We start from the raw sequence: 21,773 nt of genomic DNA, 5'->3' as shown, positions 1-21,773 counted from the left end.
ATTACATCGGTGGGGTCAGGCCATCTTTACCTACCGCCACGCCGCGTGCGGTCAGATTACCCTGCTCATCTTTTGCCCCAAACAGCACCACTTTGGTGCCAGCTTTCAGCAGGCTGCGATCGCCCGGCTCCAGCAACACCACCGGAACATCATCAGGCACGATCACGGTTTTTTCCATATCTTTCACTTTCACCGTGAGAGTACGGCCATTGGAGTGAACCAGTTTACCCACGGTGCCGTTGGTCATGGTATTCACTTTACCGTCGGCGGACTCAAACGGGTTGAATCCTTCACCGCTCCCACGCAGGCTTGGCGCAAAGACATGCACTTCCAGCGCTTTCAGCTCGCCGTTTGCCATCGGCACCGCCGCCGTACCGATATAGCTGTCTGGCTTGATATCGCTCATTTTGGCTTTACTGACGCTGTTCACCTTGGTCTGATCGGTTATTTTCACATTCATCTTGTCGCCCTGCCGGGTGGTGATCTGCATGGCAGAGTCGCTAACCGAGTCAATGGTGCCACGGGTAGGTTTGATGGTGGTATCTGCAGCAAAAGTGCTGCCGCTGACCAGCAGCGTGCCGAGCAGCAGGGCTGCAATGCGGGATTTGAGCATGTTTCTCTCCTGAGAAAGTTGTCTGGGCTGGGTCGGTAGTTAGTTTGCTAAGTAAGCGTAATCGCCTGCGGTGAATATACGAGGTGAAATAGGGATTTATTATGTTCGCAAACGTAACGATTCCGTGATGAAACGAAGTGCTGCGCGGCGGAGCAGATCCTGCATTTTGAAGACAGAACGTTATCTGCGGGCGTTGGGATCAGGCTCTGCATTTTCGGTGCAGAAGGGTGAGTACAGCCACCTCCAGCCGCCAAACTGAACGGTGGCTGAAGGTGCTCGTGCTCTTTTCTTACAGAAGAGAAAAAGAGACTTAATTAATGATGTTCAGCGTAACGTCGATGTTGCCGCGGGTCGCGTTGGAGTATGGGCAGACAATATGTGCCGCATCGACCAATTTTTTCGCTTCTGCCGGGTCCATGCCTTCCAGATGGATATTCAGTTTCGCTTCGATACCAAAACCGGTAGGGATTGGGCCAATACCCACTTCGCCTTCAATAAACGCCTCTTTTGGCAGAGAGATTTTGTCGCGGCCCGCCACAAACTTCATCGCGCCCAGGAAGCAGGCTGAATAACCTGCGGCAAACAGCTGCTCCGGGTTAGTGGCTTCGCCGCCTGCGCCGCCCATCTCTTTTGGCACGCCCAGCTTGACGTCCAGCACGCTGTCGGAAGAGGTTGCACGACCATCACGGCCGCCGGTGGCTTTGGCTTTTGCGGTATAAACAACTTTTTCTAATGACATAATGGCACTCCTGATTGGGTTATTGTGCGATTTAATCGCGCGCTACTTATCGGATCAACTTAACTCTCGTAATTTCGCAGCCTGCGCTTAACCGTTCAGGTTATCGCGCAGGCTTTCCAGATTCGTTTTCAGCGAGTTCAGCGTCTCGCTGTCACAGGCTGTGGCACAGAATACCGTATCGGGGATATTAACGGCTTTACTACGTAACTCACGGCCCTGTTCTGTCAGGGTGACCATCACCTGCCGCTCATCTTTGCGTGAGCGCTGGCGATGAAGCAGCCCTGCCGATTCCAGCCTTTTTAACAGCGGCGTCAGCGTGGCGGAGTCCAGAAAAAGACGTTCGCCAATATCAGAAACGGTGACGTCATCCCGCTCCCACAGCACCAGCATCACCAGATATTGTGGGTAGGTGATCTCAAGCTGCGTTAACAGCTGGCGGTAGAGCTTGTGCAATGCCAGGTTGGCTGAATAGAGCGCAAAACAGAGCTGTTGATCAAGCAACAGTGGCGCGTCCTGGGCTTTTTTGTCATCTTTAACGGTAGTCATGACTAAAAATATAAATAGCACACGATACAATTGCAAGCGAAATTTTATCTGCGGGAGAAGGCGAATGCTTACACTGGAAGAACAGGCACGACATTATGCCACTAAAGTCCACGCCGAAGCGGGGCAGCGTCGGAAATATACCGATGAGCCTTATATTGTGCATCCGGCGGCGGTAGTCGAGCTGGTGCGCAGCGTTACCGATAATGAGGTGATGCTGGCCGCCGCCTGGCTGCACGACACGGTAGAAGATACCTCCAGCACGCTGAATGATATCACCAGCCTCTTTGGCGCGGAGGTGGCAGCGCTGGTGGAGATGCTGACCGACAGCCATCCTGCGGAAGCCAGAAACCGCGCCGCGCGCAAAGTTGCCCATTTCCGGCACTCTGCGCTGGCCTCGCCGGATGCCCAGACCATCAAGCTGGCGGATATCATTGATAATACGCGCTCTATCATCCCTTTCGACCCGCATTTTGCCCGCGTCTATCTGGTAGAGAAGCGCATCCAGATTGCGTTGCTTACCGAAGGCAACCGTGAACTGTGGCAGCAGGCATCGGTGATTATTGAAAACGGCATCGACCAGTTAACGCAAGCGCCCCATCGGGTTCCTGCGGTCTGGTTCACAAAGCAACAGCAAAAATATCCCGTCGCGCTGTGATTAAGCGGGCGGGCCGCTGCCGATCCGTCCGCTAAACCCGCAAAATGATCTCTCTGTGCTGTCAGCGTGTTACTGGCATGAATTGGCAAGACCTCACCCCCCTCGTTCCTATAATCGCCCCCCTAATCATAATAAGGGGGCTGCTGTGCATTCTGATTTACTTTTTATCCGAAACAGGGCGTTAGCTTTTCTGGGCTGTGCTGCTTTTCTCAGCGCCATGATGGGGCTGGTATTTATTGATGTGCGCTGGATGAACGATGCTGTACATGAAACCTCTTTCACAGAAATCGCCCAGGAAGGCATGCTGCTGCTTATCGCCCTACTCTATTTTGCCAGAGCCTGGCGTCAGGCCCCTCTCCGGCCAGTCTATGTGCTGGTTGGCGGGTTCTTCAGCTGCATGCTGATCCGTGAGCTGGATTTTCTGTTTGATGAGATTTTCCATGGCAGCTGGGTCTGGTTTGCGTTAGCGATAACGCTGCTCTGCGTGGGGATAGCCCTGCGCCATCCGCGCCGGATACTTTCTGGCCTTGCAGCTTATCTCCGTCACCCCGGCTGGGGAATGATGTGCGCGGGCATGCTAACCACCCTGATCTTCTCACGCCTGTTTGGGCAGCACGAGCTCTGGCAGCATCTGATGCTGGATGGCTATAACCGTACGGTAAAAAACATGGCGGAAGAGGGCTGCGAACTGCTGGGCTACAGCCTCTGCCTGTTCTCCACCTGTCGCTATCTTTTTGGGGCGGGTAAACTGACTCCGGCCGCTTAAGGCGGGTAGGACAGGAGACTGACGGGGAAGTAAAAAACGGAAACCAGCGAGCGCGGTTTCCGTTTTTTTTATTACTGGTGGTAGAAAATGTCGCCAGATTCCGCCTGCAAAATTTTGCCGTCTGCTTTAGAGATCAGCACGTAGTTGCCGCCCATATAGGTCCAGTTGGTGCCTTCAGCCGGTTTTGGCAGGTTACGGGTTTTCCAGTCAACGATTTCATATTTCTTGGTGCGGTAGCGGTCGGGAACCACGCTGCCAATATTGAAGCGCTGGAAATCCGCGAAGAAGGTTTTAATCGCGTAGGGGTGAGCCGGATCGGGCTTCTCGGGCACATCCAGTTTCTTTTCCGCTGGCGACTGCACGTCCGGCGTCTGGCCTGGTGTGGTTACGCCCTGCGTGGTGGCGTCCGGAGCTTCACCGGTTGGATCCGCATCCGGTGCTGGCGCGGCCTGCTCTTGTGCTGCCGGGTCCTGCCCTTCGGTAGTCTGAACTTGCGGAGCCTGCTCGCCTTCTGCGTAAGCAGTGGACATCGCTGGCAGGGCACTCAACAATACTGCTGATAACAACACGATCTTCGACTTACTCATAATTTCTCCAGATTGAACACCGTCAGCCCTGAGGCGTACTGAGCGAATTCTACAAAATAAATCGCTGCAGTTTTGACTTTTTTACGCGCAACGGAGCGGTTTACACGCCTTTACGCTTATTAGCCCCGATCAGCGGGCAGTGAGCCACCTTATAATTGCCTCTTCCCTGCTGTTACCTCACTGGCGGCACTGCTAAATTATCCTTCTGCACCGGGCCACTGAAGTGGCGCATTCCGGCAAACTTTATGAACCCGCTCACAGTTAACGCTAAAAGAATAATTTATTCCTTTATAATTAACTTTGAACAATTAAATATTCCATCCAGCGTTTGCGCCGCTTCCGGGGCAATCCAACCAGCGAGTAAGTTATGAAAATCGATCTCTCCGTCCTGACCACCGAAGGCCGCAACGCCGTAAGCGAAAACATCGATATGCTTTCCACCGAAGAGATGTTGCAGGTTATCAACGGTGAAGACCAGAAAGTTGCGCTGGCGGTAGAGAAAGTTATCCCGGCGATTGCGCAAACCGTAGACGCCATTGTGGCAGCCTTCAGTAAAGGCGGACGCCTGATCTACTGCGGAGCAGGAACCTCCGGCAGACTGGGGATCCTTGATGCAAGTGAGTGCCCGCCAACTTTCGGCACCCCACGCGGGCAGGTTGTGGGGCTGATTGCGGGTGGTCATCAGGCAATTTTGCAGGCCGTGGAGAATGCGGAAGACAGCCTGACGCTGGGCGTGGAAGACCTGAAAAATCTCGGCTTTAACGACAAGGATGTGCTGGTGGGTATTGCCGCCAGTGGACGCACACCTTACGTCATTGCGGCGCTGAACTATGCCAAAAGCCTGGGCGCGACCACGGCCGCTCTGACCTGTAACGCGGGCAGCGAAATGACGCAGATTGCCGATATCGCTATCGTGCCGGTTGTCGGCCCGGAAGTGGTGACTGGCTCTTCACGCATGAAGGCGGGCACCGCGCAAAAACTGGTGCTGAATATGCTCACTACCGGCGCGATGATCCGCAGCGGCAAGGTTTACGGCAACCTGATGGTGGATGTGGAAGCAACGAACAAGAAGCTGGTGCAGCGACAGATAAATATTGTGCAGGAAGCCACCGATTGCGATCCACAGACTGCCAGCCGGGCGCTGAGCGCCTGCGGCAACCACTGTAAAACCGCCATCGTCATGGTGCTGGGAAACCTTGAGGCTGAGCAGGCGCGGCAGCTTTTAAAGGATAACGGCGGGTTTATCCGTCAGGCGCTACATAACGCCGGGAGCTAGCGATGGCGAAAATCACGGAACAGCTGATCGCCTCGATTCTGCAAAGGGTCGGTGGTCACAGCAATATTGCAACCTGCGGGCACTGTATGACCCGTCTGCGTCTGACGCTGAGAGATAAAAGTCTTACGGACAGCGCCAGCCTGAAAGCGTTGCCGGGGGTACTGGGCGTGGTGAACAGCGAGGATCAGCTACAGATTATCCTCGGCCCCGGCAAAGCGCAGAGTGGTGCCGAGATAATGAACCGGCTGCTGGCACAGGAGGCTTCTGACGCGCCCGCGCAGGCGGCAACGGCCAGCGACACCAGACAGAAGATGAAGGCGAAGCAAACCAGCGCGGTTCATCAGTTCCTCGCCAGATTTGCCACCATTTTCACCCCGCTGATCCCCGGCTTTATCGCCGCCGGGATGCTGCTGGGCTTTGCCACATTAACAGAGCAAACGCTGATCGCTAACGCGGCGGAGAAGAACGCCACGCTGGTGCATATCGTCGGCTATATGAAACTCTTTGGCAAAGGCCTCTTCACCTTCCTGCCGATCCTGATTGGCTATAACGCGCAAAAAGCGTTTGGCGGCTCCGGCGTCAACGGTGCCATCATCGCCTCGCTGTTTTTGCTGGGCTATAACCCGGCAGCCACCACGGGCTACTTCTCCGGCATTGAGACCTTCTTTGGCATGGGCATCGATCCGCGCGGCAATATCATTGGTGTGCTGCTGGCCTCGATCCTTGGTGCCTGGATTGAGCGGCAGATCCGCAGGATCGTCCCCGATAATCTGGATATGATCCTCACTTCGCTGCTGACGCTGCTGGTTACCGGCGCGCTGACCTTTACGGTGATTATGCCCCTTGGCGGCGAGCTGTTTAAGGGGATGTCCTGGCTGTTCCTGCACCTGAACGGCAACCCGTTTGGCACGGCGATCCTGGCTGGGTTATTCCTGATTGCGGTGGTCTTTGGCGTGCATCAGGGGTTTATTCCGGTCTATTTTGCGCTGATGGATGTGCAGGGCTTTAATTCGCTGTTCCCGATTCTGGCGATGGCTGGCGGCGGCCAGGTCGGTGCCGCGCTGGCGCTTTACTACCGCTCTGCCAGACATTCCATGACGCGTAATCAGGTGAAAGGCGCGATTATCCCCGGCCTGCTCGGCGTGGGTGAACCGCTGATCTATGCCGTGACGTTGCCGCGCGTTAAACCATTCGTTACGGCCTGTATCGGCGGAGCGTGCGGCGGCTTCTTTATTGGTCTGGTTGCCTGGCTGGGATTGCCTGTGGGGCTGAACACCGTGTTTGGTCCTTCGGGCCTGGTGGCGCTGCCGCTGATGACCTCGAAACTTGGGATCTACGCCGGGATGGCGGTCTATGCGGCGGGCGTGGTGATCTCTTATATCGCCGGTTTTGTGGTCACCTGGTTCTTTGGGTATAAGGATGTGGATTTGAGCTGAGGGCTGAACAGTTTGTTTGGGGAATCAGGAAGTTCCTTTTATGCTCATCTCTGTACTCTTCATAACAGATAATGTTCCATCGCCCGGATAAGCACACCGCTCCACTTAGTGTAGATTGAGCACTCCTGTTTGCCATTTCCGGAAGTTTTACCATGACAGAATTAGCATCTCTTCTCGCTTCAGGCTCAGCACGGGCAATCGGAGCGGCAATCGCGACCGGTAAATTGACCTCCACCGAAGCCACCAGCTGGTATCTGCATCGTATTGAGCAGTTCAATACCGGTGCTCAGGGAATAAACTGCGTCCGAAGCATTTCCCGTCTTGCTCTGGAAGAAGCGGCACGCGCAGATGCTGAGTTGGCTGCAGGCCATCACAAGGGACCGCTGCATGGCGTACCCTATCTCGTCAAAGATAACGTTTTTACTCTGGATGGCAGCTTTGCCTCTGCCGGTTCCAGAGCGCTGGCAGAGTTTATTCCGCCCTATGAGGCCAGATTAGTTGAGCGCCTGCGAGAGGCCGGTGCTGTACTGTTGGGCAAAACTAATCTCACAGAATTTGCGGACTTTGTGGCAGATACCATGCCCTCAGAGTTCAGCGGTACCGGCGGCGTTGTCCGGCACCCACTGGGATTTCGCTATGAACGAGGTCAGGGATCGAGTATTGGCTCAGCGGCGGCCGTTGCTGCCGGTTTTTGTGCCTTTGCTATTGGTTCAGAAACACAAAATTCCATCCAGGCACCGGCCATCCACAGCTCCATTACCGGCTTTAAGCCAACAGTAGGCCGGGTCAGTCGTCATGGACTGATCCCGCTGGTTCCCAGTCAGGATTCTCCTGGCCCACTGACGCGCACGGTAGAAGATGCTCTCCTTGTCTTTCAGGCGATAGCAGGTGCGGACATGAAAGACACCGCGACACTTGCCGATTTCCCTGACAAAGCCAGCGTCAGGCAATCAGCAGAGGGGTTGCGGATAGGCATTCCACGTCGCTTTATCGCCGACAGCGTTCTTACCGATACCAGAAAAGAAGCCTTTGAACAGGCGCTGGCGTTACTGACTAGGGCTGGTGCCGTGATCGTTGACCCCTGCGATTTGCCAGCCGCAGAACAGTTGAATGAAGTCCGCTCCTGCGTTTTTCGCACTGAATTCAGGGAGAGTCTTAACAGCCTGCTCGCTACGCTTCAGCCATGCGGCATAACGTCAATGCAGGACATTATTAGCTGGAATAACGCTCATCCGGAGGCAATCCCTTACGGTCAGTCTCTTCTTGAAGCGGCAAACGCATCGCCCGATCTCCTTTCAGCGCAATATATCAGCGATCGACGGCATGACGTTGCGCTGAGTCTTGATGCTGGCATCCTTGCCGCGCTGAAGTCTGGCAACGTGGATGTGCTTCTGTCGCCAATGGCTGCGGCAGCAAAATGCACAGGGAAAGCAGGTGCTCCCGTTGTGGCGATCCCTGCCGGGCAGGATGAAGATGGCCTGCCCTTTGGGATAACCCTGTTCGCCGCACCCGGAGATGACTATCTGGTGCTACAGGCAGCGAAAGCCGTTGAGAGCGTTATTGGTAAACGTCTTGAGCCTGATATTCGGTAACAAATGATTCTGGAGGATTGCCCAGGCGGCACTGTAATTCGGGCTTACAGGCTGCTGGTTTAAGCTCACCTTATGGGATGGGTTAATATCATTTTTTATGAACCAGTACGCCATCAACCGGAAGATAGAGAGATGTGCTTAAAGCGGATGAACCAAATCCATCCGCCCTGCTCTCTGTTAATGAATTTCCGACGGTTTAAGCAGCCCGTCTGTGGTGCGGACAAATCGTGGTGCTTTCAGATCCTCATTCAGCACGCCGATCAACTCATACAGTACACCGGCGATCTGCTCTTCCTGTTCTGGCGGCTGCTGATGCTGTAATAGCAGCAGGGTTAACGCCGCGCAATATTCCCGCAGGGTTTCAGAATCTGCTGAGAGCGGGCAGCAATAATCCTCTGCTTCCGCTACGTCTGCCGTTAAACGCTCAATCAGAGAGGCAGGCAGCGGTGCCTTCAGCACAACTTCTGATACCTTCAGCGCAGCATACAAACGGCCACAAAGCGCCATGCGGTTATTATTATCGTCGGTTTCAATAAGCGCATCGACAAGGCTCTGGCAGCAGTCGAGTATCTGGAAGAGATCCATCGTCGTACCAATGGGCATTTTCAGAAGCGTGTCGAAAGTTGGCTTACATTCTGGCGTCGGGCAGATGATTTCAGTGCAGGAGGTTGTGGTACTATCGGGAATAGCCATTGCGTTAACTCCTTTAACGTTTTGGTTAGCCCTCGTCTGGTACTCGCAATACCTTTCGGGGGCGATTTTCAGGTAAAAACTTTATTCGGGTACGTACCCGGTAGTTCAACGATAATCCTGTAGGTTCATACATGTCAACGGTCAAGCATGACGTAAAGCGGTCCAAATCCGGTAAATCTCCGACTTTTCAGATCCGGATCGCACCTGAGCTGAAAGCGCAATTTGAAGTTGCAGCGAAAGAGGCGGGAATGAGTTTGGGTAACTGGTTTAAGACGCTTGGACGAAAGGAACTGGAACGTTTGAGGACTGAAGTTAAGGAATAGATTTTATTCGTCCAGCCTGGAGTGATGGGTTGAGTGATCCTTGCAAACCTGTATTGATTGTCCGCTTTGTGCCAGAAACTGACACTGATGACCTTAAACGGTGCTAATCAATAACAACCCAGTCAGGCCTACCCATTCATTTTTCAGAGTAGGAAATGCGGTATCCACTGCCCTCCCTGAGAACGCTGGCAAACCCAGCCTGACTTAAGTGCATGCCGGCAATGATCAGTTTTTCGCTGGCAGCTTTTTCCATAATTTTCTTTCTTGTTTCCTCGGCCTGAGCGGGATCGGTGTCGAATAAAATAGAAACAGCCGGTTGCGCTGACTGAATATGAGGATAATGGACAATGTCTCCCCATATTAATAAGCATTTATCATCCGCATCGATGCGAAAACCGGTATGCCCAGGCGTATGACCCGGTAGCCATACCGGCAGAATGCCTTCTGCTATTTTGTCGCCGTTAAAAAAACGCACCTTCCGGGCATAAGCGTCTAAGGTTTGGCGGACCAGCCAAAAATTACGTTGCCCGCGCTCATTCGCTATGTTGAGTTTTTCATCATCCTGCCAGTATTCCGCTTCGAGAGGATGAAGAATAATTTCAGCGTGTTTAAAAACCGGCTGTTTCTCAGAATCCAGCAGGCCTCCAATATGATCCGGATGGCAGTGTGTCATTAAAACGGTATCGACGTTGTCAGGACTGATACCCGCTGCGGCAAGGTTTGCGTTGAGTTGTCCCGCAATGTTGTTCAGCGGGCCTGTGCCAGCATCAACCAAAATGATCCGACCCAGACCGCGGATAAGGTAACAGTTTATATGGATATCGCCGGGCTCACCGATTCCGGCACGGCATTGAATAACGTCCGCATCAGCTTTTTCAATGCCTGACAGCAAATCCAGACTCGCTGACATATTGCCGTCACTCAGCGCAGTTATCTGAAAATCGCCAATCTGACGGAACGGAAGGGGATGGCTCATCACTACCTCGAGATTAGTTGCGGGCGAATAGGTGTTCTGCTGGGGAGCCAAAACAGCGAATACGGGTCATCAGACCAGAGGCCTGTTGAGTGGCAAAATCCAGTTCACGCATAAAGTTCTCCATCACTTCATGGGTTCGCAATGTTGTCAGACGATAAAAGAGCTCGGCATAGACCGGTTGCCCGCATCCCGGCTTTACATCGACAAAAATGATATGAACGTTTTTTGGTTCTGCATCAAGGATGTCACAGCAGAGGGCGCTGCATTTATGGGTAAAATCAACAAGGTTTTTAAACTTGTCAGAGTGATTTTCGGAAATATAAAAAGTCAGATTAGGCATGATGTTATGGCTTCCCTTTTGCAGCACTCTGCAACTGAGGTGTCAGAGGCTCGTAGAGATACACACCAGACATATCTGTAAACAGCGGGGCCATCTCAACAGGCAAGACATATGCAGCGCGATAGTCAGGAGATTTATCCAGCCCCACCGCATGCATTTCCAGACCCCGATATCCCAGTTCTGTCTCTAAAAAGTCTATTGGCTTTGCGCTCAATAGCAGAATTTCATCGGAAGAGATGGATGGAGCAAGGCCTTCACCTTCATAGAGGTTACGATGCCAGTCAGTAATGCAGACCTGCCAACGAGAGAAATTACCGCCTCCTTTTAAACGGTAATCCTCACTGCTGAGAATATCCGCATCATTAATCGTATGAATGGCTAGGTAAACAGGGCAGCCGGATTTGACGGCGCGAAAGCGTTGAGAGGTAGTGAAGCCAGCAACAGATATCAATGCGGGTAGTTTTTGCTGGCTGTAAAAGGCATTCCATTCTGCCTCGCTTTCAGGAGCGTTATACGAGCATTCCACGGTATAGAACATCAGCCCATCTCTACATGAGTTATAAACGCAAGCAAATACATCTGCTCAGTGATTTTTCATCATGCTACAGGCTGGTTATGCCGCTTAAAAACGATAATATGTCACGGGTTAGTGACATTAAGTCAATGAAAGAACGTTGTAAGCCCTGAGCAAGGAACAGGTTTTATGCGCAGAAAAATACCCAGTAGTGCGTCCCTGCAGGCTTTTGATGCCGCCGCAAGGCACGGTAATTTTGCCCGGGCTGCAGAGGAGTTATCGTTAACGGAAGGGGCGATTAGCCGTCAGATTGCGCGTCTTGAAGCGTTGCTGAACTGTAAACTGTTTGACCGTATGGGAAGCCGGGTAAAGCTTAACCCTGTCGGCGCGCGCTATGCACATCACGTGCGTGAAACGCTCGATCGGCTCGAAAGAGATACGCAGGACATAATGGGAATGCCTGAGGGCAGTAAGAGTCTGGATATCGCCGTCCTGCCAACCTTTTCCAGCCGTTGGCTTATTCCCCGCCTGAGCGGCTTTAACTCTTTGTTCCCGGAAATAACGTTAAATATTGCGGCGAGAACGGATCCGTTCATTTTGCCTGGAAGTGGCTTTGACGCGGTCATTCATTTTGAACATTCCGCATGGGCAGGCATGCGTATGCAGTTTCTGTTTCAGGAAAATCTGCTGCCTGTTTGCAATCCCGCACTGTTAACAAATAATGACGTCAATCGACAGTTAAACGAACTACCGCGCATTCACCGTCGACAGAATCCTGATGCATGGCATCATTATGCCCGGGAAAGTGGAATACGCCTCGATAATCCGGCTCAGGGTGTGCGGTACGATCTTCATGAAATGGCTATCGCTGCCGTCATCGCAGGACACGGCGTAGCATTGGTTCCGCGTATGTATGTCGAGAATGAATTGAGTTGCGGCATGCTTGTTTCGCCCTGGCAAGCCTCAGACTGCCTGAACAAAAGATTCTGTTTAGTAAAACCGACGGAAACGGGAATCAATGAGGCTGCGCTGGAAAGTTTTGAACGCTGGTTGCTTGCTGAAATGAATACGCTAATCAGCCTTAATGCTGAACGATGACGTTACGGCCGCTCATTGCTCATAGCGGACCTGACCTCGCCAACGTCCGCGTTGTGCCAAGGGCGGACGTTGTCGCTTTAGGTCATTTTGATGGATATGCTTTAGAACCCTTATGGTAAATGTAAGGTGTTAGCAGATGAAAACGCACAAGGGAAAGCTATGAAGATCAGACTTGCTATGCCTGTTGAGGCAGAAGAATGCTGGTACATCCGAAACCAGGCCATACGTGACGGATGTAAGAACAGCTATGACGATGCGGTTATTGCTGTCTGGACACCGGAAAGCATGCCTGAAAGCTACAGGGACGTTATTGTGGCGAATCCTTTTTTTGTTGTTGATGGCCCAGATAACAGGCCGGTAGCGACAGGCTTTCTCGATCTTTCTTCAGGCAGTATTGAGGCTGTATTTACGTTACCTCAATATACAGGTAAAGGGTTTGGTAGTCGGATTATTGAAGCCATCAAAAGTGAAGCTCGTGAGCGTGGATTTGAACAATTAACTTTATCCTCAACCCCGAACGCCCAATCTTTTTATGAGAAGCATGGTTTCATAATTGTGCGTGAAAGCATGTATCCATCCGCCCTTGCACAGGCTGAACTGCGATGTATGGAAATGTCTATCACATTCTGTTGATTGTGGTTCGCTGCCGGATAGTAATGGTCAATATATACAGTTAGTACGGCGGGAAGATCCTAAAGACACGAAAGGCTAATGTCCGCTCTTCGTTCATAGTGGACGTCGAAGAGGCCTCTGGCGACACCTGTTATAATCTCTTTTGCCGCTTTCATCTCTTAATGAGTGCCAAATTCCTTATAACTGTTTTAAGTGAATAGCTATGCCCCGGCGCAGAATTCATCTACACGCTTTGGGGCAGTATCCGGGACATAAGATTGGACATTTTTCCTTCTTAGACCAGAAACGCGATCTTCGCGTTTTCAGGGCACGCGCAACTGATGTTATGTTCAATATAAGTGATGGGCATATTACAGCGGAGAGAGTGTCATGGAGTGGTTCAGTCAGAACGGGTTCGAGGTGCGCCTGGAATGGGGGCTATCTGCTGTGGAATATCTTGCGAGCGAAGCAGACTGCGCGGTGATCGTCGACGTCATGTCATTTTCAACGTGCGTAAGTCTCGCTGTCGATAATGGTGCACGTATTTATCCCTATCCCTGGAAAGATCAGTCAGCTCTCGAATATGGCATGAGAATTGGGGCTAACACGGCCAGTTTTGACAGAAGGTTCAGCGGGACGGGTTACAGTCTATCGCCTGCGTCAATCCGAAGCATAAGGGCAGGAGAAAGCCTCGTGCTACCGTCTCCCAACGGCTCGGCAATTTCATTTAGGGCAAGAGACAGTGGGATTTCGGTTTTCAGCGGCTGCTTCCGGAATATGACAGCTACAGCTAAGGCGTGTCGCGAATTTAAACGAATATTGGTCATCCCATGTGGAGAACGCTGGCCGGATAATAGTCTTCGACCGTCAATTGAAGACTATGCGGCAGCCGGCGGCATTATCGCTGCGCTGGACCGATATAACATATCACCAGAGGCTCATGCAGCCGTCGCCGCCTACCAGTACCATAAGCAACATAGCCTCTCACTTCTGCACCAATGCTCATCAGCAATGGAACTTCGACAGCGAGGATTTGAAGAGGATATTACTCTCTGCCTCGATGCCGAAGTCAGCGAAATGGAATGCCTACTGCACGGCGATTTCTATGGTTCTGGTCAAGGATGAACGTAGGTCAGCATGGGTTTGTCACACAGATGTTATGGTACATGCGGGCGCACCCATACTATAGAGGGGAAGTGTGAGGCTCGGAATTTTTGAATTTCCGTTTCCCCAATCGTTGATAAAAGCGCAGTAAGTAGCCATCAGGATCTGCAACAATAAACTGACGGTTTCCGCTTTCTTCTGCTTCCACACGATACCATCGATCCTCGACGGGAAGGAAAAGACCAATTCCATATTGTGACAATGACTCTATCAGAGGAGCAATTGAAGGAACCAAAATCTGAACGTTCAGCCCTTTCCCGAATGGATAGCAGTTTGGCTGATGCCCTTCATCAAACGTCCGGCCTTCACCTATTTGATCGATCATCAGTTCTGCTTTCCCCAGTTTGAGGTAGCAGAAGCCTTCCTCAGCGCGTTCATATACACATTTGAAACCAAGGATCTGACAGTAAAATCTTTTCGAATTTTGCCAGTCAGATACGGCAAACTCAGGCACCAGGGCACTGCTCATGGTCATAACTCCGGTTTTTATCCCTGTCGTTTCTCAAGCGGTACAGCATACACCGGGCAGAATGATATTAAAGCTAAGTTCAGATGTCCGCCTTTCAGCAAAATTGAAATGTTTGCCAAAGCTATCAGAAACGATTTTATAGAAATGTCTACACTTAGCTTTGCCTGCTTGATTGACTGCTTTGTGCCAGAAGCGGACGTTGCAACCTGTCTCAACTAAACGGGCCAAGGTGCCTGATTAACGTCCAGGGGCGTCCATTAAGGCCGCCCCTGGCGAGTCAGCGCTTTGCTGCGCACCTCGCCTTAATTAAAAAATTTAATATCCGTTGGCGTAGATATTTTCGCCGCGTCACCAGCTGCTTTCATTTCGCCGGTATTCTCATCGAAATGGAACAGGGAAATATTGTTAGTGAACACGTTAGTCACGTAGAGATATTTACCGCTATCATCGAAGGCAAATGCACGCGGTTCAATACCGTTAGCTTTATAACTCACCGGTTTACCTAACATGCCATCTGCTTCAATTTTGAACACCAACAATTTATTATCTGAGCCACGATTTGCCGCAATCACATATCTACCGTTCGGACTTAAAATAATGCCTCCACCGCTGCGATATTCTGCGCTGCTATTCTCGATATTCAACTTGATATGGCCAACCGGTTCCAGACGATCCTGATTCACAGTAAACACTACAATTTCACCGGCCATTTCAGTGGTGACATAGGCATGCTTACCATTTGGCGCAAACACCATATGGCGAGGACCTGAACCTGCAGTAAAATTCATATCACGTGCGCTATCCGCCTCCAGCGGCTGTGCTTTATCAGCGTGATAGCGGTAGGCGTGCAACTTGTCACCGCCGAGGTCGGCTGCGTAGAGATACTTACCATCATGAGTAAAAGTGGTTGAGTGCGCATGGCCGCCGTCCTGGCGACCTTCAACGGCACCGGTACCGTGCTCAAACGGGAAATGTTGTACTTGCTCGCCCAGTTTGCCATCGTGATGGATCGGGAAGACCGACACGCCCGCTCCACCTTTCGCCACGGAGTAGTTCGATACAAACAGGAACTTACCGTCCGGGCTGATAGTCGCATGGGTAGGCTGCTGGCCGTGACTGTCCACTATATTAAGCACCCGCACCTGGCCGCTTTTATCAACACTCAGCGCGGTGACCGCACCGCTATTCTCTTCATTGGTGGTATAGGCGAAACGGCCATCGCGGGATTTTACAATCCACGACGGACTTTTCATTTTGATCACATCAAGTGGCGTCAGCGTACCGTCGCTGTTCACCTTCAGGCTATATAAACCTTCACTGGGATGGTCAGGTTTTTGCTCTGACGGCGCATCTGGAATCGACGTCCAGGTTCCTACTAATGCTGTTTGATGATGTACTGCGGCATTTGCCATTGCGCTCCCCGCCAGTGAAAAAACAGCTAAAGATAATGCTATAGTTATGTTTGTGGCTAAACCGCTGTGCACGGCTTTTTTATTTCTATCCATTTTAGTACCCCACCATAATCGGAATGTTTAACGACTATAGTGGGATTCATTTGAATAGCGCCAGACGAAGGTGACCAAGTTCACAATACAGAAGATTAAAATTCAGGAAATTGACGACTCGCTCAAGGGCTGGTTGAGTGATGTCTCAGGGCCGGTTGCCAGCGGTGCTGGCAGGTAACCTGTTAATAAAGAAGACTGCTATGCAGGCATAAAGCTGGCGCGTCCCGAACCGGTGTGCGAATTCGTCCGCCACGGACCCAACGTTACTGTGTCAATTGCCCTACCGGAAGGCCATTTACACGGTGCCTGGCGGGTACCCTTGATACCATTTCAAACGCGCTGGATAATGCGTTTGCAGAAGCCGGTCTGGGGCAGGTGCCACAGTCGCTTATTGCTGAACTGTTGCGGACCTTTTAAGCTAACTGACACTGCGGTTACTTTCCTCTCCGCCGGCAGCTGAACGATGCGGGGATGTCTTGCGTGGCGTCGTCCATGCCTCGGGAAACTCTCTTTATGCAACCTGTGGCGCAGTATTCTAACCGTGTCAGCCCTGATGTCATCGGTATCGAGTGATACCGTGACCAACATTGCCAGACTGACATGGGTAGGGTGAATTAACTGCCGTCAAACGGAACGCCGGAAAGATGAATTTCCGCTATTCGCTGTAAGTTCAACTGATGGATACAACGCATTGATTGAACCGCTCTGCGGGTGATTCATAGTCCAGTGTTTTTCTCGGTCTTTCGTTGAGCTGTCTGGCAACAGTGTTTAGCCTTTGCTGGCTGTGAACCGATAAATCGGTTCCTTTTGGAAAATATTGTCTGAGCAATCTGTTCGTATTTTCATTCGAGCCACGTTGCCAGGGGGACGATATCCACCAGTCTGGTGAATGGTAGGCATAACAGAAGAGTGATATCTGTCGAACATTCTGGCGATATCATGCAGGGAATCACCCTGCTTGTATCTTTCCCAGATAATCGCTTTCTGTTCCGGCGTGTAGTTAATCCGCGTTCTTCGTTTCATGGCAACGTCCCCCTTTATTAAGGATAGCGTTGCATCGACCCGTTGAGCTCACAGCCAGAAGCGGACGTTTCACAGCCCCGGTAAAATTTAAATATGGCGACCATTGTAGTAGACCGCTACAGGTTTAAATTTTGAGACATATTGATTCCGGTAATATGAAAGCCTTTCTTTTCGTATAGTGCCCTGGCTGAGGCATTATCCGGTGCAACCCTGAGTCCGACTTCATGGATGCCCATTTCTGTTAACAATCTTTTCATTTCACTTAAGGCCAGGCTGCCAAGTCCACGGCTGCGCCAATTAGAATAAATATAAAAATCACTTATCCATGCTGATGCAGCGGTGATGGACAACCACAAATATCCAATGACCTCCTCTGTTTCATCAGGCTGTTGGATGCACCACAGCTGATTAGCTGGAGTTGCTACTCCTTCAGTTAAAACGGTATCAATAGATTCTGTGGCTTTAATTCGCGCTTTTTCAGGGACGTATCCTCGATTTGCTTGCAGGTCCCGGGCATATTCATTGATGAAAAGAGATCGATAGCATACAAATTCTTCTTCGTTCATGTCCCTGAGAATAATCACGCTATCTTCCTGATTTAATAATGGTGTGTTGAAGATAACACCAGAAGACTGTTTTTCAAGCTTCTCTGTTGAGGCAAATTTCCATATCTACTGGGCGATTTAAGAGAAGCGCCCGCAGACGCTTTATAGCATCAGTTGTTTTGATATAAATCCCAGCGATTTCCATAGAGATCCTCAAACACCACAACTATTCCATACTCTTCCTGCCGTGGCTCCTCACAAAAGTGAACGCCAGCCACATTCATGGCGTCAGAATCTCGCCAGGTAGGGCATATCCGCTTCTGCCCTTTTCCGGATCTTCCTTAAAAAAGTAAGCAGGAAAGTTTACACATATCCATTTGATAATCTGCATATGCTAAGCCTATACATATGTTCTGCATATGCATAGGCTTGCCAGATGAGTAAAATTTCACCCGTTATCGACATCTTCTTATCCGCCCCGGAGGTTCCGGGCAATGGGGGGATATATGAGAACAGTTTCTATTTTCAAAAACGGCAATAACCGCGCCATCCGTCTGCCCCGGGATCTGGATTTTGAGGGGGTGAACGAGCTGGAGATCGTCCGGGAGGGGGACAGCATCATTCTTCGCCCCGTCCGGCCGACGTGGAGTTCGTTTGCGCAGCTGGAAAAGGCCGACGCGGACTTTATGACGGAGCGCGAGAACATTGTCAGTGACGAGGGACGATTCGATCTGTGTACAAAATGTATATGCTGGACACCAATAACTGCTCGTTCATCATGCGCGAGCAGCCAGAAGCCGTGATCAGGCGCCTGGAGCAGGCTGTGCTGCGCAACCACCGCATTGTGGTCTCGGTCATCACCTATGCCGAGATGCGTTTCGGAGCGATCGGGAAAAAGGCCTCGCCACGCCACGCGCAGTTGGTTGACGCTTTTTGCGCGCGCCTTGATGCCATTCTCTCCTGGGACCGGGTGGCGGTAAATGCCACAACGGAAATCAAGGCTGCGTTAGCTGCGGCTGGGACGCCGATTGGCCCGAACAACACGGCCATTGCCGGGCACGCCATTGCGACTGGCGCCGTTCTGGTGACGAATAATGCGAGAGAGTGTGAGCGGGTGCCGGGTCTGACACTGGAAGAGTGGGTTAAATAGCGTCTGAAACGAGGAAATGCACCGTACAGATGGCTCTTTGCGCATTCTGTAATCCTAATACTCTGCCAGATACGATAAGGCTTCCACAACTTCCCGCCGACAATCTTTAAGCTCTTCCGCCGTGACTTTCTGCAACCCGTTGAACAAAGAATAATCCAGGCCGCTGGACCCTGTGTCCACCGAACGACCTGGTTACTTACCTTCTGGTCCTGGTTACATCGACATCTGCTGGGCGGACTTCAGGTGCTGCTCAACAACCGGCGTGTGCGCATCGGCCACGGCCTTCACATCCGGATCCTTGATCTTTTTGGCATCACTCTGCAGTTTCGACAGCACCATTTTGTGGTCTTTGGTGCCAGCATTTTCCATATACATCTTGTCAAATGCGTCGCCGCTCTGCTTTTCCAGCCCGGCAGCCATGGTCTTGTGCTTGGCGTCCGGCTCCGTTGGCAGTGTCACGCCCTTTTGCTCGGCGACTGTTTGTACTTTGGTCAAGGCACCGCCGTGGTCGTCGACCATCTTCTGAGCGTATGCTTTGACTTCACTGCTTTTAGCCTTGCTCAGCGCGAGTTTGCCAGCGGCGACTTCATTGATATCGGCCTGCGCCATGTCCTTCAACGCTGTTACGTCGCCAGAGCTGAGCTTGCCGCTCGAATCGGTCTGGCCTGCGGCACCAGTCTGCGCGGCGCTCGTCGGCGTCTGGGCCTGCACACTAACAGTGCTGAACATAGCTGCTACTGCCGATACAACCAGCAGCTTTTTCAAGATTTTATTCTTTTGCATTTCGTTCTCCCGAAGGTCATGGGGAAGGCTGCTGTCAGGTAATTAACCGTACGCAGCCTCGTATATAAATTACAACTGCAATGGTCAGTATAGTGGATCATCGATTTGAGACATCAGTTTGAGTTATGGTTCTCAAACGAGAACGGCAGGAAATGACAGAAGCAAAGAAGCGGAAATTGCACAGCGCGGAGTTCAAGGCGAAGATCGGATTGGAAGCATCCCGCTCACGAATGCCCGCAACCGATACGTGGTGACGTAAGCGCACGTCTGCTTCCCGCCGGTCAGGAACAGGGTTAAGCCTCAGTAACTGGCGGCGCTGGAATGGGCGGGCTGAAGACCTTCACCCTACAGCGATCTTTCCTCATCCATTGAGTCTTTTGTGAAATTGCTCTTCCCACTAACATCAGTAATAGCGGCAAGCTCTGCTGACAATTTTTCAATCAGATAATGAGATTTTAAAGAAATGGCATCTAATTTCTCTTTTTTATTAACGAAATACTCTTAGTAAAAGTATCACTCAGGATAGGAGATGCTGATGATAAATACACCATCTTCGAATGGTGACAGGGAATTGCTATAGCGGCATAGTCGCCTTAACCGATATGACATTATGTCCGCTTTTCGCTCATATAAGACAACCATAATCACATCTTACAAACTACTGAAGATTAATTATGTCTAAGTCACGCTGGAAAAAAAACCGTATCATCGGCCAGAAACGGCCGCTTCAGGTAACTCATATCTGGGGAATTCGTATCCGACTTGAACTGACTAAGGGAACCAGAGAGGCAGTAAAGGCTTAGATCAAAATGGCTCACCTGCGCCGTGCTGACTATCTTTCCCAGTCCCACGTCAATTCTTACCAGCACATCTCAACCAGTCAATACAACCTTATATTCCATGAATGGATTGAAAAGCTCGGTCTTGATGCTTCATTGTACAGTACGCATTCCATGGCGCAGGATTTGGCCTTATCTGATTTACAAGAAGACAAAGAATTTGCGGGTGATTCAGCTACTGTTAGGGCACAAGATACTTGAAAGCACAGTCCGCTACCTGGATATCGAAGTCGATGATGCTCTGGAGATATCTGAATCCATAAAGATCTGAGTTTACCAGGGCTGCAACAGCAGCCCTGTGCCAGAAGCGGACGTTTGCGGCTTGATAAATGCTCAGCAGATTACGCTTTCCGATCCGATAGTGTTTGTACCTTCATTACGGCATCATCCGCAGAGCATGCGACCACGACCTTGCCTGTGATCCCTCCATTTTCAACAAGTCGATGCGCCTCGCGCAGGCGAATCGCATCAAGCGGATGAAGCACGCAGTTAACTGTCGAGCGCAGCACGCCAGCATCTAACAGAGTGGCCACCTCGTCGAGGATTTGATGTTGCTCAATCATGTCTGGCGTATCAAATAGTGGGCGTGTGAACACCATTTCCCAGTGAAGGGATACGCTTTTGGCCTTAAATGGCACGGCATCCAGCAAATCATGGTCGGTAATAATCGCGATTTTCCCTTGCGGAGCAATCAATTCCGCAAGCTCCTTCCAGTGCTCCTCGGTGTTTGATAACGCAGCAATGTGCGTGACAGGCGGTACGGATAATGCGCTGATTTGTGCTGACAAAGGGTGGCAATGATCAATGACGTGATGCGCACCAAGCGCCATGCACCATTCACGACTTTGTGCGCGAGAAGCGGTGCCAATCACGGTCAGGCCGGTCAGGCGACGCGCGAGCTGGATCAACATTGAGCCAACCCCACCCGCAGCACCAAGAACCAGCAGACTGCCTGCACTGGGCTGTTGATCTCGCCGCACGTTGAGTCGCTCAAAAAGAAGTTGCCATGCGGTCAGCGACGTTAACGGCAGCGCCGCCGCTTCGGCAAAGTTGAGGCTGTCTGGCATATGACCAACGATGCGTTCGTCCACAAGATGGAACTGCGCATTGCTGCCACTGCGGTCGAAAGAACCGGCGTAGTACACTTTATCCCCCGGCTTGAACAGCTTAACTTCCTGGCCTACTGACACCACTTCACCGGCTGCGTCCCAGCCCAGGCAACGAACAGCTTCGGGAGCGGTAACCAGCCCTGCCCGAATTTTAGTATCTACAGGGTTAACCGAAACGGCATGTACAGCGACACACAGATCGTATGGCCCAGGTACAGGGCGTTTAATATTCACGTCAATAAGACAGTCAGCTTCGGTCAGCATAGAGTTTTTACGAAAAGTAACAGCTTTCATTCCTACATTATCGCTCATCGCCGCCTCCAGCCATTGACGAATTCACTCCAGTCAACATGGTGAATTCGCAGATGCTGCTCGGATAAATGATCATGTAATAATTTGCAATACAACGAGTTATATACA

General features: G+C 51.3%; 23 protein-coding genes and 4 pseudogenes. 12 read left to right on the top strand and 15 right to left on the bottom strand.

Going from position 1 to position 21,773, the window contains the following annotated elements:
- Position 1: 1 nt before the first annotated feature.
- From SD961_RS04175 to SD961_RS04165, 3 genes are all read right to left on the bottom strand, one after another.
- Complete coding sequence (locus SD961_RS04175; RefSeq protein WP_318789138.1) at positions 2-613, bottom strand: hypothetical protein; 612 nt, start codon at positions 611-613, stop codon at positions 2-4.
- Between the two features lie 310 nt (positions 614-923).
- Positions 924-1,352, bottom strand: a complete 429-nt coding sequence (locus tag SD961_RS04170; RefSeq protein ID WP_318789137.1) for an organic hydroperoxide resistance protein — start codon at positions 1,350-1,352, stop codon at positions 924-926.
- Positions 1,353-1,439: 87 nt separating this feature from the next.
- Complete coding sequence (locus tag SD961_RS04165) at positions 1,440-1,898, bottom strand: MarR family transcriptional regulator (protein ID WP_318789136.1); 459 nt, start codon at positions 1,896-1,898, stop codon at positions 1,440-1,442.
- A 64-nt stretch (positions 1,899-1,962) separates the two neighbouring features.
- Here SD961_RS04165 and SD961_RS04160 point away from each other — a divergent pair, with 64 nt between their 5' ends.
- A complete protein-coding gene (locus SD961_RS04160) occupies positions 1,963-2,553 on the top strand; it encodes an HD domain-containing protein (protein ID WP_318789135.1) in 591 nt (196 codons plus the stop codon).
- Positions 2,554-2,698: 145 nt separating this feature from the next.
- Entirely contained in the window at positions 2,699-3,319 is a 621-nt protein-coding gene (locus SD961_RS04155; RefSeq protein WP_318789134.1) for a hypothetical protein, read from the top strand.
- Positions 3,320-3,390: 71 nt separating this feature from the next.
- Here the strand turns inward: SD961_RS04155 and SD961_RS04150 are convergent, their stop codons facing one another.
- A complete protein-coding gene (locus SD961_RS04150) occupies positions 3,391-3,906 on the bottom strand; it encodes an RcnB family protein (protein WP_318789133.1) in 516 nt (171 codons plus the stop codon).
- 367 nt (positions 3,907-4,273) lie between these two features.
- On the opposite strand from SD961_RS04150, the gene murQ reads away from it, so the two are divergent.
- From murQ to SD961_RS04135, 3 genes are all read left to right on the top strand, one after another.
- Positions 4,274-5,182, top strand: a complete 909-nt coding sequence (gene murQ / locus SD961_RS04145) for an N-acetylmuramic acid 6-phosphate etherase (protein ID WP_318789132.1) — start codon at positions 4,274-4,276, stop codon at positions 5,180-5,182.
- Between the two features lie 2 nt (positions 5,183-5,184).
- Positions 5,185-6,618: a PTS N-acetylmuramic acid transporter subunit IIBC gene (gene murP / locus SD961_RS04140; protein WP_318789131.1), complete on the top strand. Its 1,434-nt coding sequence runs from the start codon at positions 5,185-5,187 to the stop codon at positions 6,616-6,618.
- Between the two features lie 152 nt (positions 6,619-6,770).
- Positions 6,771-8,210 carry an amidase family protein gene (locus SD961_RS04135; protein ID WP_318789130.1) on the top strand — a complete coding sequence of 480 codons (1,440 nt, stop codon included), beginning with the start codon at positions 6,771-6,773 and terminating at the stop codon, positions 8,208-8,210.
- 177 nt (positions 8,211-8,387) lie between these two features.
- Here SD961_RS04135 and SD961_RS04130 read toward each other — a convergent pair whose 3' ends face one another.
- Positions 8,388-8,903: a hypothetical protein gene (locus tag SD961_RS04130; protein ID WP_318789129.1), complete on the bottom strand. Its 516-nt coding sequence runs from the start codon at positions 8,901-8,903 to the stop codon at positions 8,388-8,390.
- A 131-nt stretch (positions 8,904-9,034) separates the two neighbouring features.
- Here SD961_RS04130 and SD961_RS04125 point away from each other — a divergent pair, with 131 nt between their 5' ends.
- Positions 9,035-9,226, top strand: a complete 192-nt coding sequence (locus tag SD961_RS04125) for a toxin-antitoxin system HicB family antitoxin (protein WP_318789128.1) — start codon at positions 9,035-9,037, stop codon at positions 9,224-9,226.
- A gap of 136 nt (positions 9,227-9,362) precedes the next feature.
- On the opposite strand, the gene SD961_RS04120 is transcribed toward SD961_RS04125, so the two are convergent.
- Genes SD961_RS04120 through SD961_RS04110 form a run of 3 tightly spaced genes read right to left on the bottom strand, consistent with a single transcriptional unit; the run spans position 9,363 to position 11,080 of the window.
- On the bottom strand, positions 9,363-10,202 hold the full coding sequence (locus SD961_RS04120; RefSeq protein ID WP_318789127.1) for an MBL fold metallo-hydrolase: 840 nt from the start codon (positions 10,200-10,202) through the stop codon (positions 9,363-9,365).
- A 13-nt stretch (positions 10,203-10,215) separates the two neighbouring features.
- Positions 10,216-10,542 (bottom strand): hypothetical protein, encoded by a 327-nt coding sequence (locus tag SD961_RS04115; RefSeq protein WP_318789126.1) that lies wholly within the window; start codon positions 10,540-10,542, stop codon positions 10,216-10,218.
- A gap of 4 nt (positions 10,543-10,546) precedes the next feature.
- Positions 10,547-11,080 carry a sugar ABC transporter gene (locus SD961_RS04110; RefSeq protein WP_318789125.1) on the bottom strand — a complete coding sequence of 178 codons (534 nt, stop codon included), beginning with the start codon at positions 11,078-11,080 and terminating at the stop codon, positions 10,547-10,549.
- 165 nt (positions 11,081-11,245) lie between these two features.
- Here SD961_RS04110 and SD961_RS04105 point away from each other — a divergent pair, with 165 nt between their 5' ends.
- The 3 genes from SD961_RS04105 to SD961_RS04095 all read left to right on the top strand — a co-directional run bounded on the left by SD961_RS04105 (position 11,246) and on the right by SD961_RS04095 (position 13,891).
- Positions 11,246-12,154 (top strand): LysR substrate-binding domain-containing protein, encoded by a 909-nt coding sequence (locus SD961_RS04105; RefSeq protein WP_318789124.1) that lies wholly within the window; start codon positions 11,246-11,248, stop codon positions 12,152-12,154.
- 159 nt (positions 12,155-12,313) lie between these two features.
- Entirely contained in the window at positions 12,314-12,787 is a 474-nt protein-coding gene (locus SD961_RS04100) for a GNAT family N-acetyltransferase (protein ID WP_318789123.1), read from the top strand.
- 369 nt (positions 12,788-13,156) lie between these two features.
- Positions 13,157-13,891, top strand: a complete 735-nt coding sequence (locus SD961_RS04095) for a 2-phosphosulfolactate phosphatase (RefSeq protein ID WP_318789122.1) — start codon at positions 13,157-13,159, stop codon at positions 13,889-13,891.
- Positions 13,892-13,949: 58 nt separating this feature from the next.
- On the opposite strand, the gene SD961_RS04090 is transcribed toward SD961_RS04095, so the two are convergent.
- The 5 genes and pseudogenes from SD961_RS04090 to SD961_RS04070 form a co-directional block, all read right to left on the bottom strand.
- Positions 13,950-14,399 (bottom strand): VOC family protein, encoded by a 450-nt coding sequence (locus SD961_RS04090; RefSeq protein WP_318789121.1) that lies wholly within the window; start codon positions 14,397-14,399, stop codon positions 13,950-13,952.
- A 302-nt stretch (positions 14,400-14,701) separates the two neighbouring features.
- Positions 14,702-15,811: a lactonase family protein gene (locus SD961_RS04085; RefSeq protein ID WP_318789120.1), complete on the bottom strand. Its 1,110-nt coding sequence runs from the start codon at positions 15,809-15,811 to the stop codon at positions 14,702-14,704.
- Positions 15,812-16,574: 763 nt separating this feature from the next.
- Positions 16,575-16,772, bottom strand: a pseudogene (locus SD961_RS04080) (transposase); the annotation flags it as partial.
- Positions 16,773-17,043: 271 nt separating this feature from the next.
- Positions 17,044-17,511 carry a GNAT family N-acetyltransferase gene (locus SD961_RS04075; protein ID WP_318789119.1) on the bottom strand — a complete coding sequence of 156 codons (468 nt, stop codon included), beginning with the start codon at positions 17,509-17,511 and terminating at the stop codon, positions 17,044-17,046.
- Positions 17,512-17,642: 131 nt separating this feature from the next.
- Positions 17,643-17,774: pseudogene (locus tag SD961_RS04070) on the bottom strand (VOC family protein); the annotation flags it as partial.
- A gap of 204 nt (positions 17,775-17,978) precedes the next feature.
- Between SD961_RS04070 and vapB the strand changes: the two are divergent.
- Positions 17,979-18,206 (top strand): annotated as a pseudogene (gene vapB / locus SD961_RS04065) (type II toxin-antitoxin system VapB family antitoxin); the annotation flags it as partial.
- Positions 18,206-18,622, top strand: a complete 417-nt coding sequence (locus SD961_RS04060; RefSeq protein ID WP_318789118.1) for a type II toxin-antitoxin system VapC family toxin — start codon at positions 18,206-18,208, stop codon at positions 18,620-18,622. The pseudogene vapB and the gene SD961_RS04060, both read left to right, overlap by 1 nt.
- A 213-nt stretch (positions 18,623-18,835) precedes the next feature.
- On the opposite strand, the gene SD961_RS04055 is transcribed toward SD961_RS04060, so the two are convergent.
- Positions 18,836-19,405 carry a DUF4142 domain-containing protein gene (locus tag SD961_RS04055; protein WP_318789117.1) on the bottom strand — a complete coding sequence of 190 codons (570 nt, stop codon included), beginning with the start codon at positions 19,403-19,405 and terminating at the stop codon, positions 18,836-18,838.
- Positions 19,406-20,079: 674 nt separating this feature from the next.
- On the opposite strand from SD961_RS04055, the pseudogene SD961_RS04050 reads away from it, so the two are divergent.
- Positions 20,080-20,515 (top strand): annotated as a pseudogene (locus SD961_RS04050) (tyrosine-type recombinase/integrase).
- Between the two features lie 70 nt (positions 20,516-20,585).
- On the opposite strand, the gene SD961_RS04045 reads toward SD961_RS04050, so the two are convergent.
- Entirely contained in the window at positions 20,586-21,647 is a 1,062-nt protein-coding gene (locus SD961_RS04045) for a zinc-binding alcohol dehydrogenase family protein (protein ID WP_318789392.1), read from the bottom strand.
- Between the last annotated feature and the right edge of the window lie 126 nt (positions 21,648-21,773).

It is taken from the genome of Erwinia sp. MMLR14_017 (assembly GCF_033657285.1).
Lineage (GTDB): Bacteria > Pseudomonadota > Gammaproteobacteria > Enterobacterales > Enterobacteriaceae > Erwinia.
Note: the sequence above shows the minus strand (reverse complement) of the source record. Positions and strands in the feature narration are given on the sequence as shown.

Excerpts from the sequence above, each read along its gene's own strand:
- SD961_RS04090 (WP_318789121.1), bottom strand. The coding sequence starts at position 14,399 with ATGAGCAGTGCCCTGGTGCCTGAGTTTGCCGTATCTGACTGGCAAAAT.
- SD961_RS04115 (WP_318789126.1), bottom strand. The coding sequence starts at position 10,542 with ATGCCTAATCTGACTTTTTATATTTCCGAAAATCACTCTGACAAGTTT.
- SD961_RS04105 (WP_318789124.1), top strand. The coding sequence starts at position 11,246 with ATGCGCAGAAAAATACCCAGTAGTGCGTCCCTGCAGGCTTTTGATGCC.
- SD961_RS04160 (WP_318789135.1), top strand. The coding sequence starts at position 1,963 with ATGCTTACACTGGAAGAACAGGCACGACATTATGCCACTAAAGTCCAC.
- murQ (WP_318789132.1), top strand. The coding sequence starts at position 4,274 with ATGAAAATCGATCTCTCCGTCCTGACCACCGAAGGCCGCAACGCCGTA.
- SD961_RS04095 (WP_318789122.1), top strand. The coding sequence starts at position 13,157 with ATGGAGTGGTTCAGTCAGAACGGGTTCGAGGTGCGCCTGGAATGGGGG.
- SD961_RS04150 (WP_318789133.1), bottom strand. The coding sequence starts at position 3,906 with ATGAGTAAGTCGAAGATCGTGTTGTTATCAGCAGTATTGTTGAGTGCC.
- SD961_RS04100 (WP_318789123.1), top strand. The coding sequence starts at position 12,314 with ATGAAGATCAGACTTGCTATGCCTGTTGAGGCAGAAGAATGCTGGTAC.
- SD961_RS04110 (WP_318789125.1), bottom strand. The coding sequence starts at position 11,080 with ATGTTCTATACCGTGGAATGCTCGTATAACGCTCCTGAAAGCGAGGCA.
- SD961_RS04085 (WP_318789120.1), bottom strand. The coding sequence starts at position 15,811 with ATGGCAAATGCCGCAGTACATCATCAAACAGCATTAGTAGGAACCTGG.
- SD961_RS04130 (WP_318789129.1), bottom strand. The coding sequence starts at position 8,903 with ATGGCTATTCCCGATAGTACCACAACCTCCTGCACTGAAATCATCTGC.
- SD961_RS04125 (WP_318789128.1), top strand. The coding sequence starts at position 9,035 with ATGTCAACGGTCAAGCATGACGTAAAGCGGTCCAAATCCGGTAAATCT.
- murP (WP_318789131.1), top strand. The coding sequence starts at position 5,185 with ATGGCGAAAATCACGGAACAGCTGATCGCCTCGATTCTGCAAAGGGTC.
- SD961_RS04175 (WP_318789138.1), bottom strand. The coding sequence starts at position 613 with ATGCTCAAATCCCGCATTGCAGCCCTGCTGCTCGGCACGCTGCTGGTC.
- SD961_RS04055 (WP_318789117.1), bottom strand. The coding sequence starts at position 19,405 with ATGCAAAAGAATAAAATCTTGAAAAAGCTGCTGGTTGTATCGGCAGTA.
- SD961_RS04170 (WP_318789137.1), bottom strand. The coding sequence starts at position 1,352 with ATGTCATTAGAAAAAGTTGTTTATACCGCAAAAGCCAAAGCCACCGGC.
- SD961_RS04120 (WP_318789127.1), bottom strand. The coding sequence starts at position 10,202 with ATGAGCCATCCCCTTCCGTTCCGTCAGATTGGCGATTTTCAGATAACT.
- SD961_RS04135 (WP_318789130.1), top strand. The coding sequence starts at position 6,771 with ATGACAGAATTAGCATCTCTTCTCGCTTCAGGCTCAGCACGGGCAATC.
- SD961_RS04045 (WP_318789392.1), bottom strand. The coding sequence starts at position 21,647 with ATGAAAGCTGTTACTTTTCGTAAAAACTCTATGCTGACCGAAGCTGAC.
- SD961_RS04165 (WP_318789136.1), bottom strand. The coding sequence starts at position 1,898 with ATGACTACCGTTAAAGATGACAAAAAAGCCCAGGACGCGCCACTGTTG.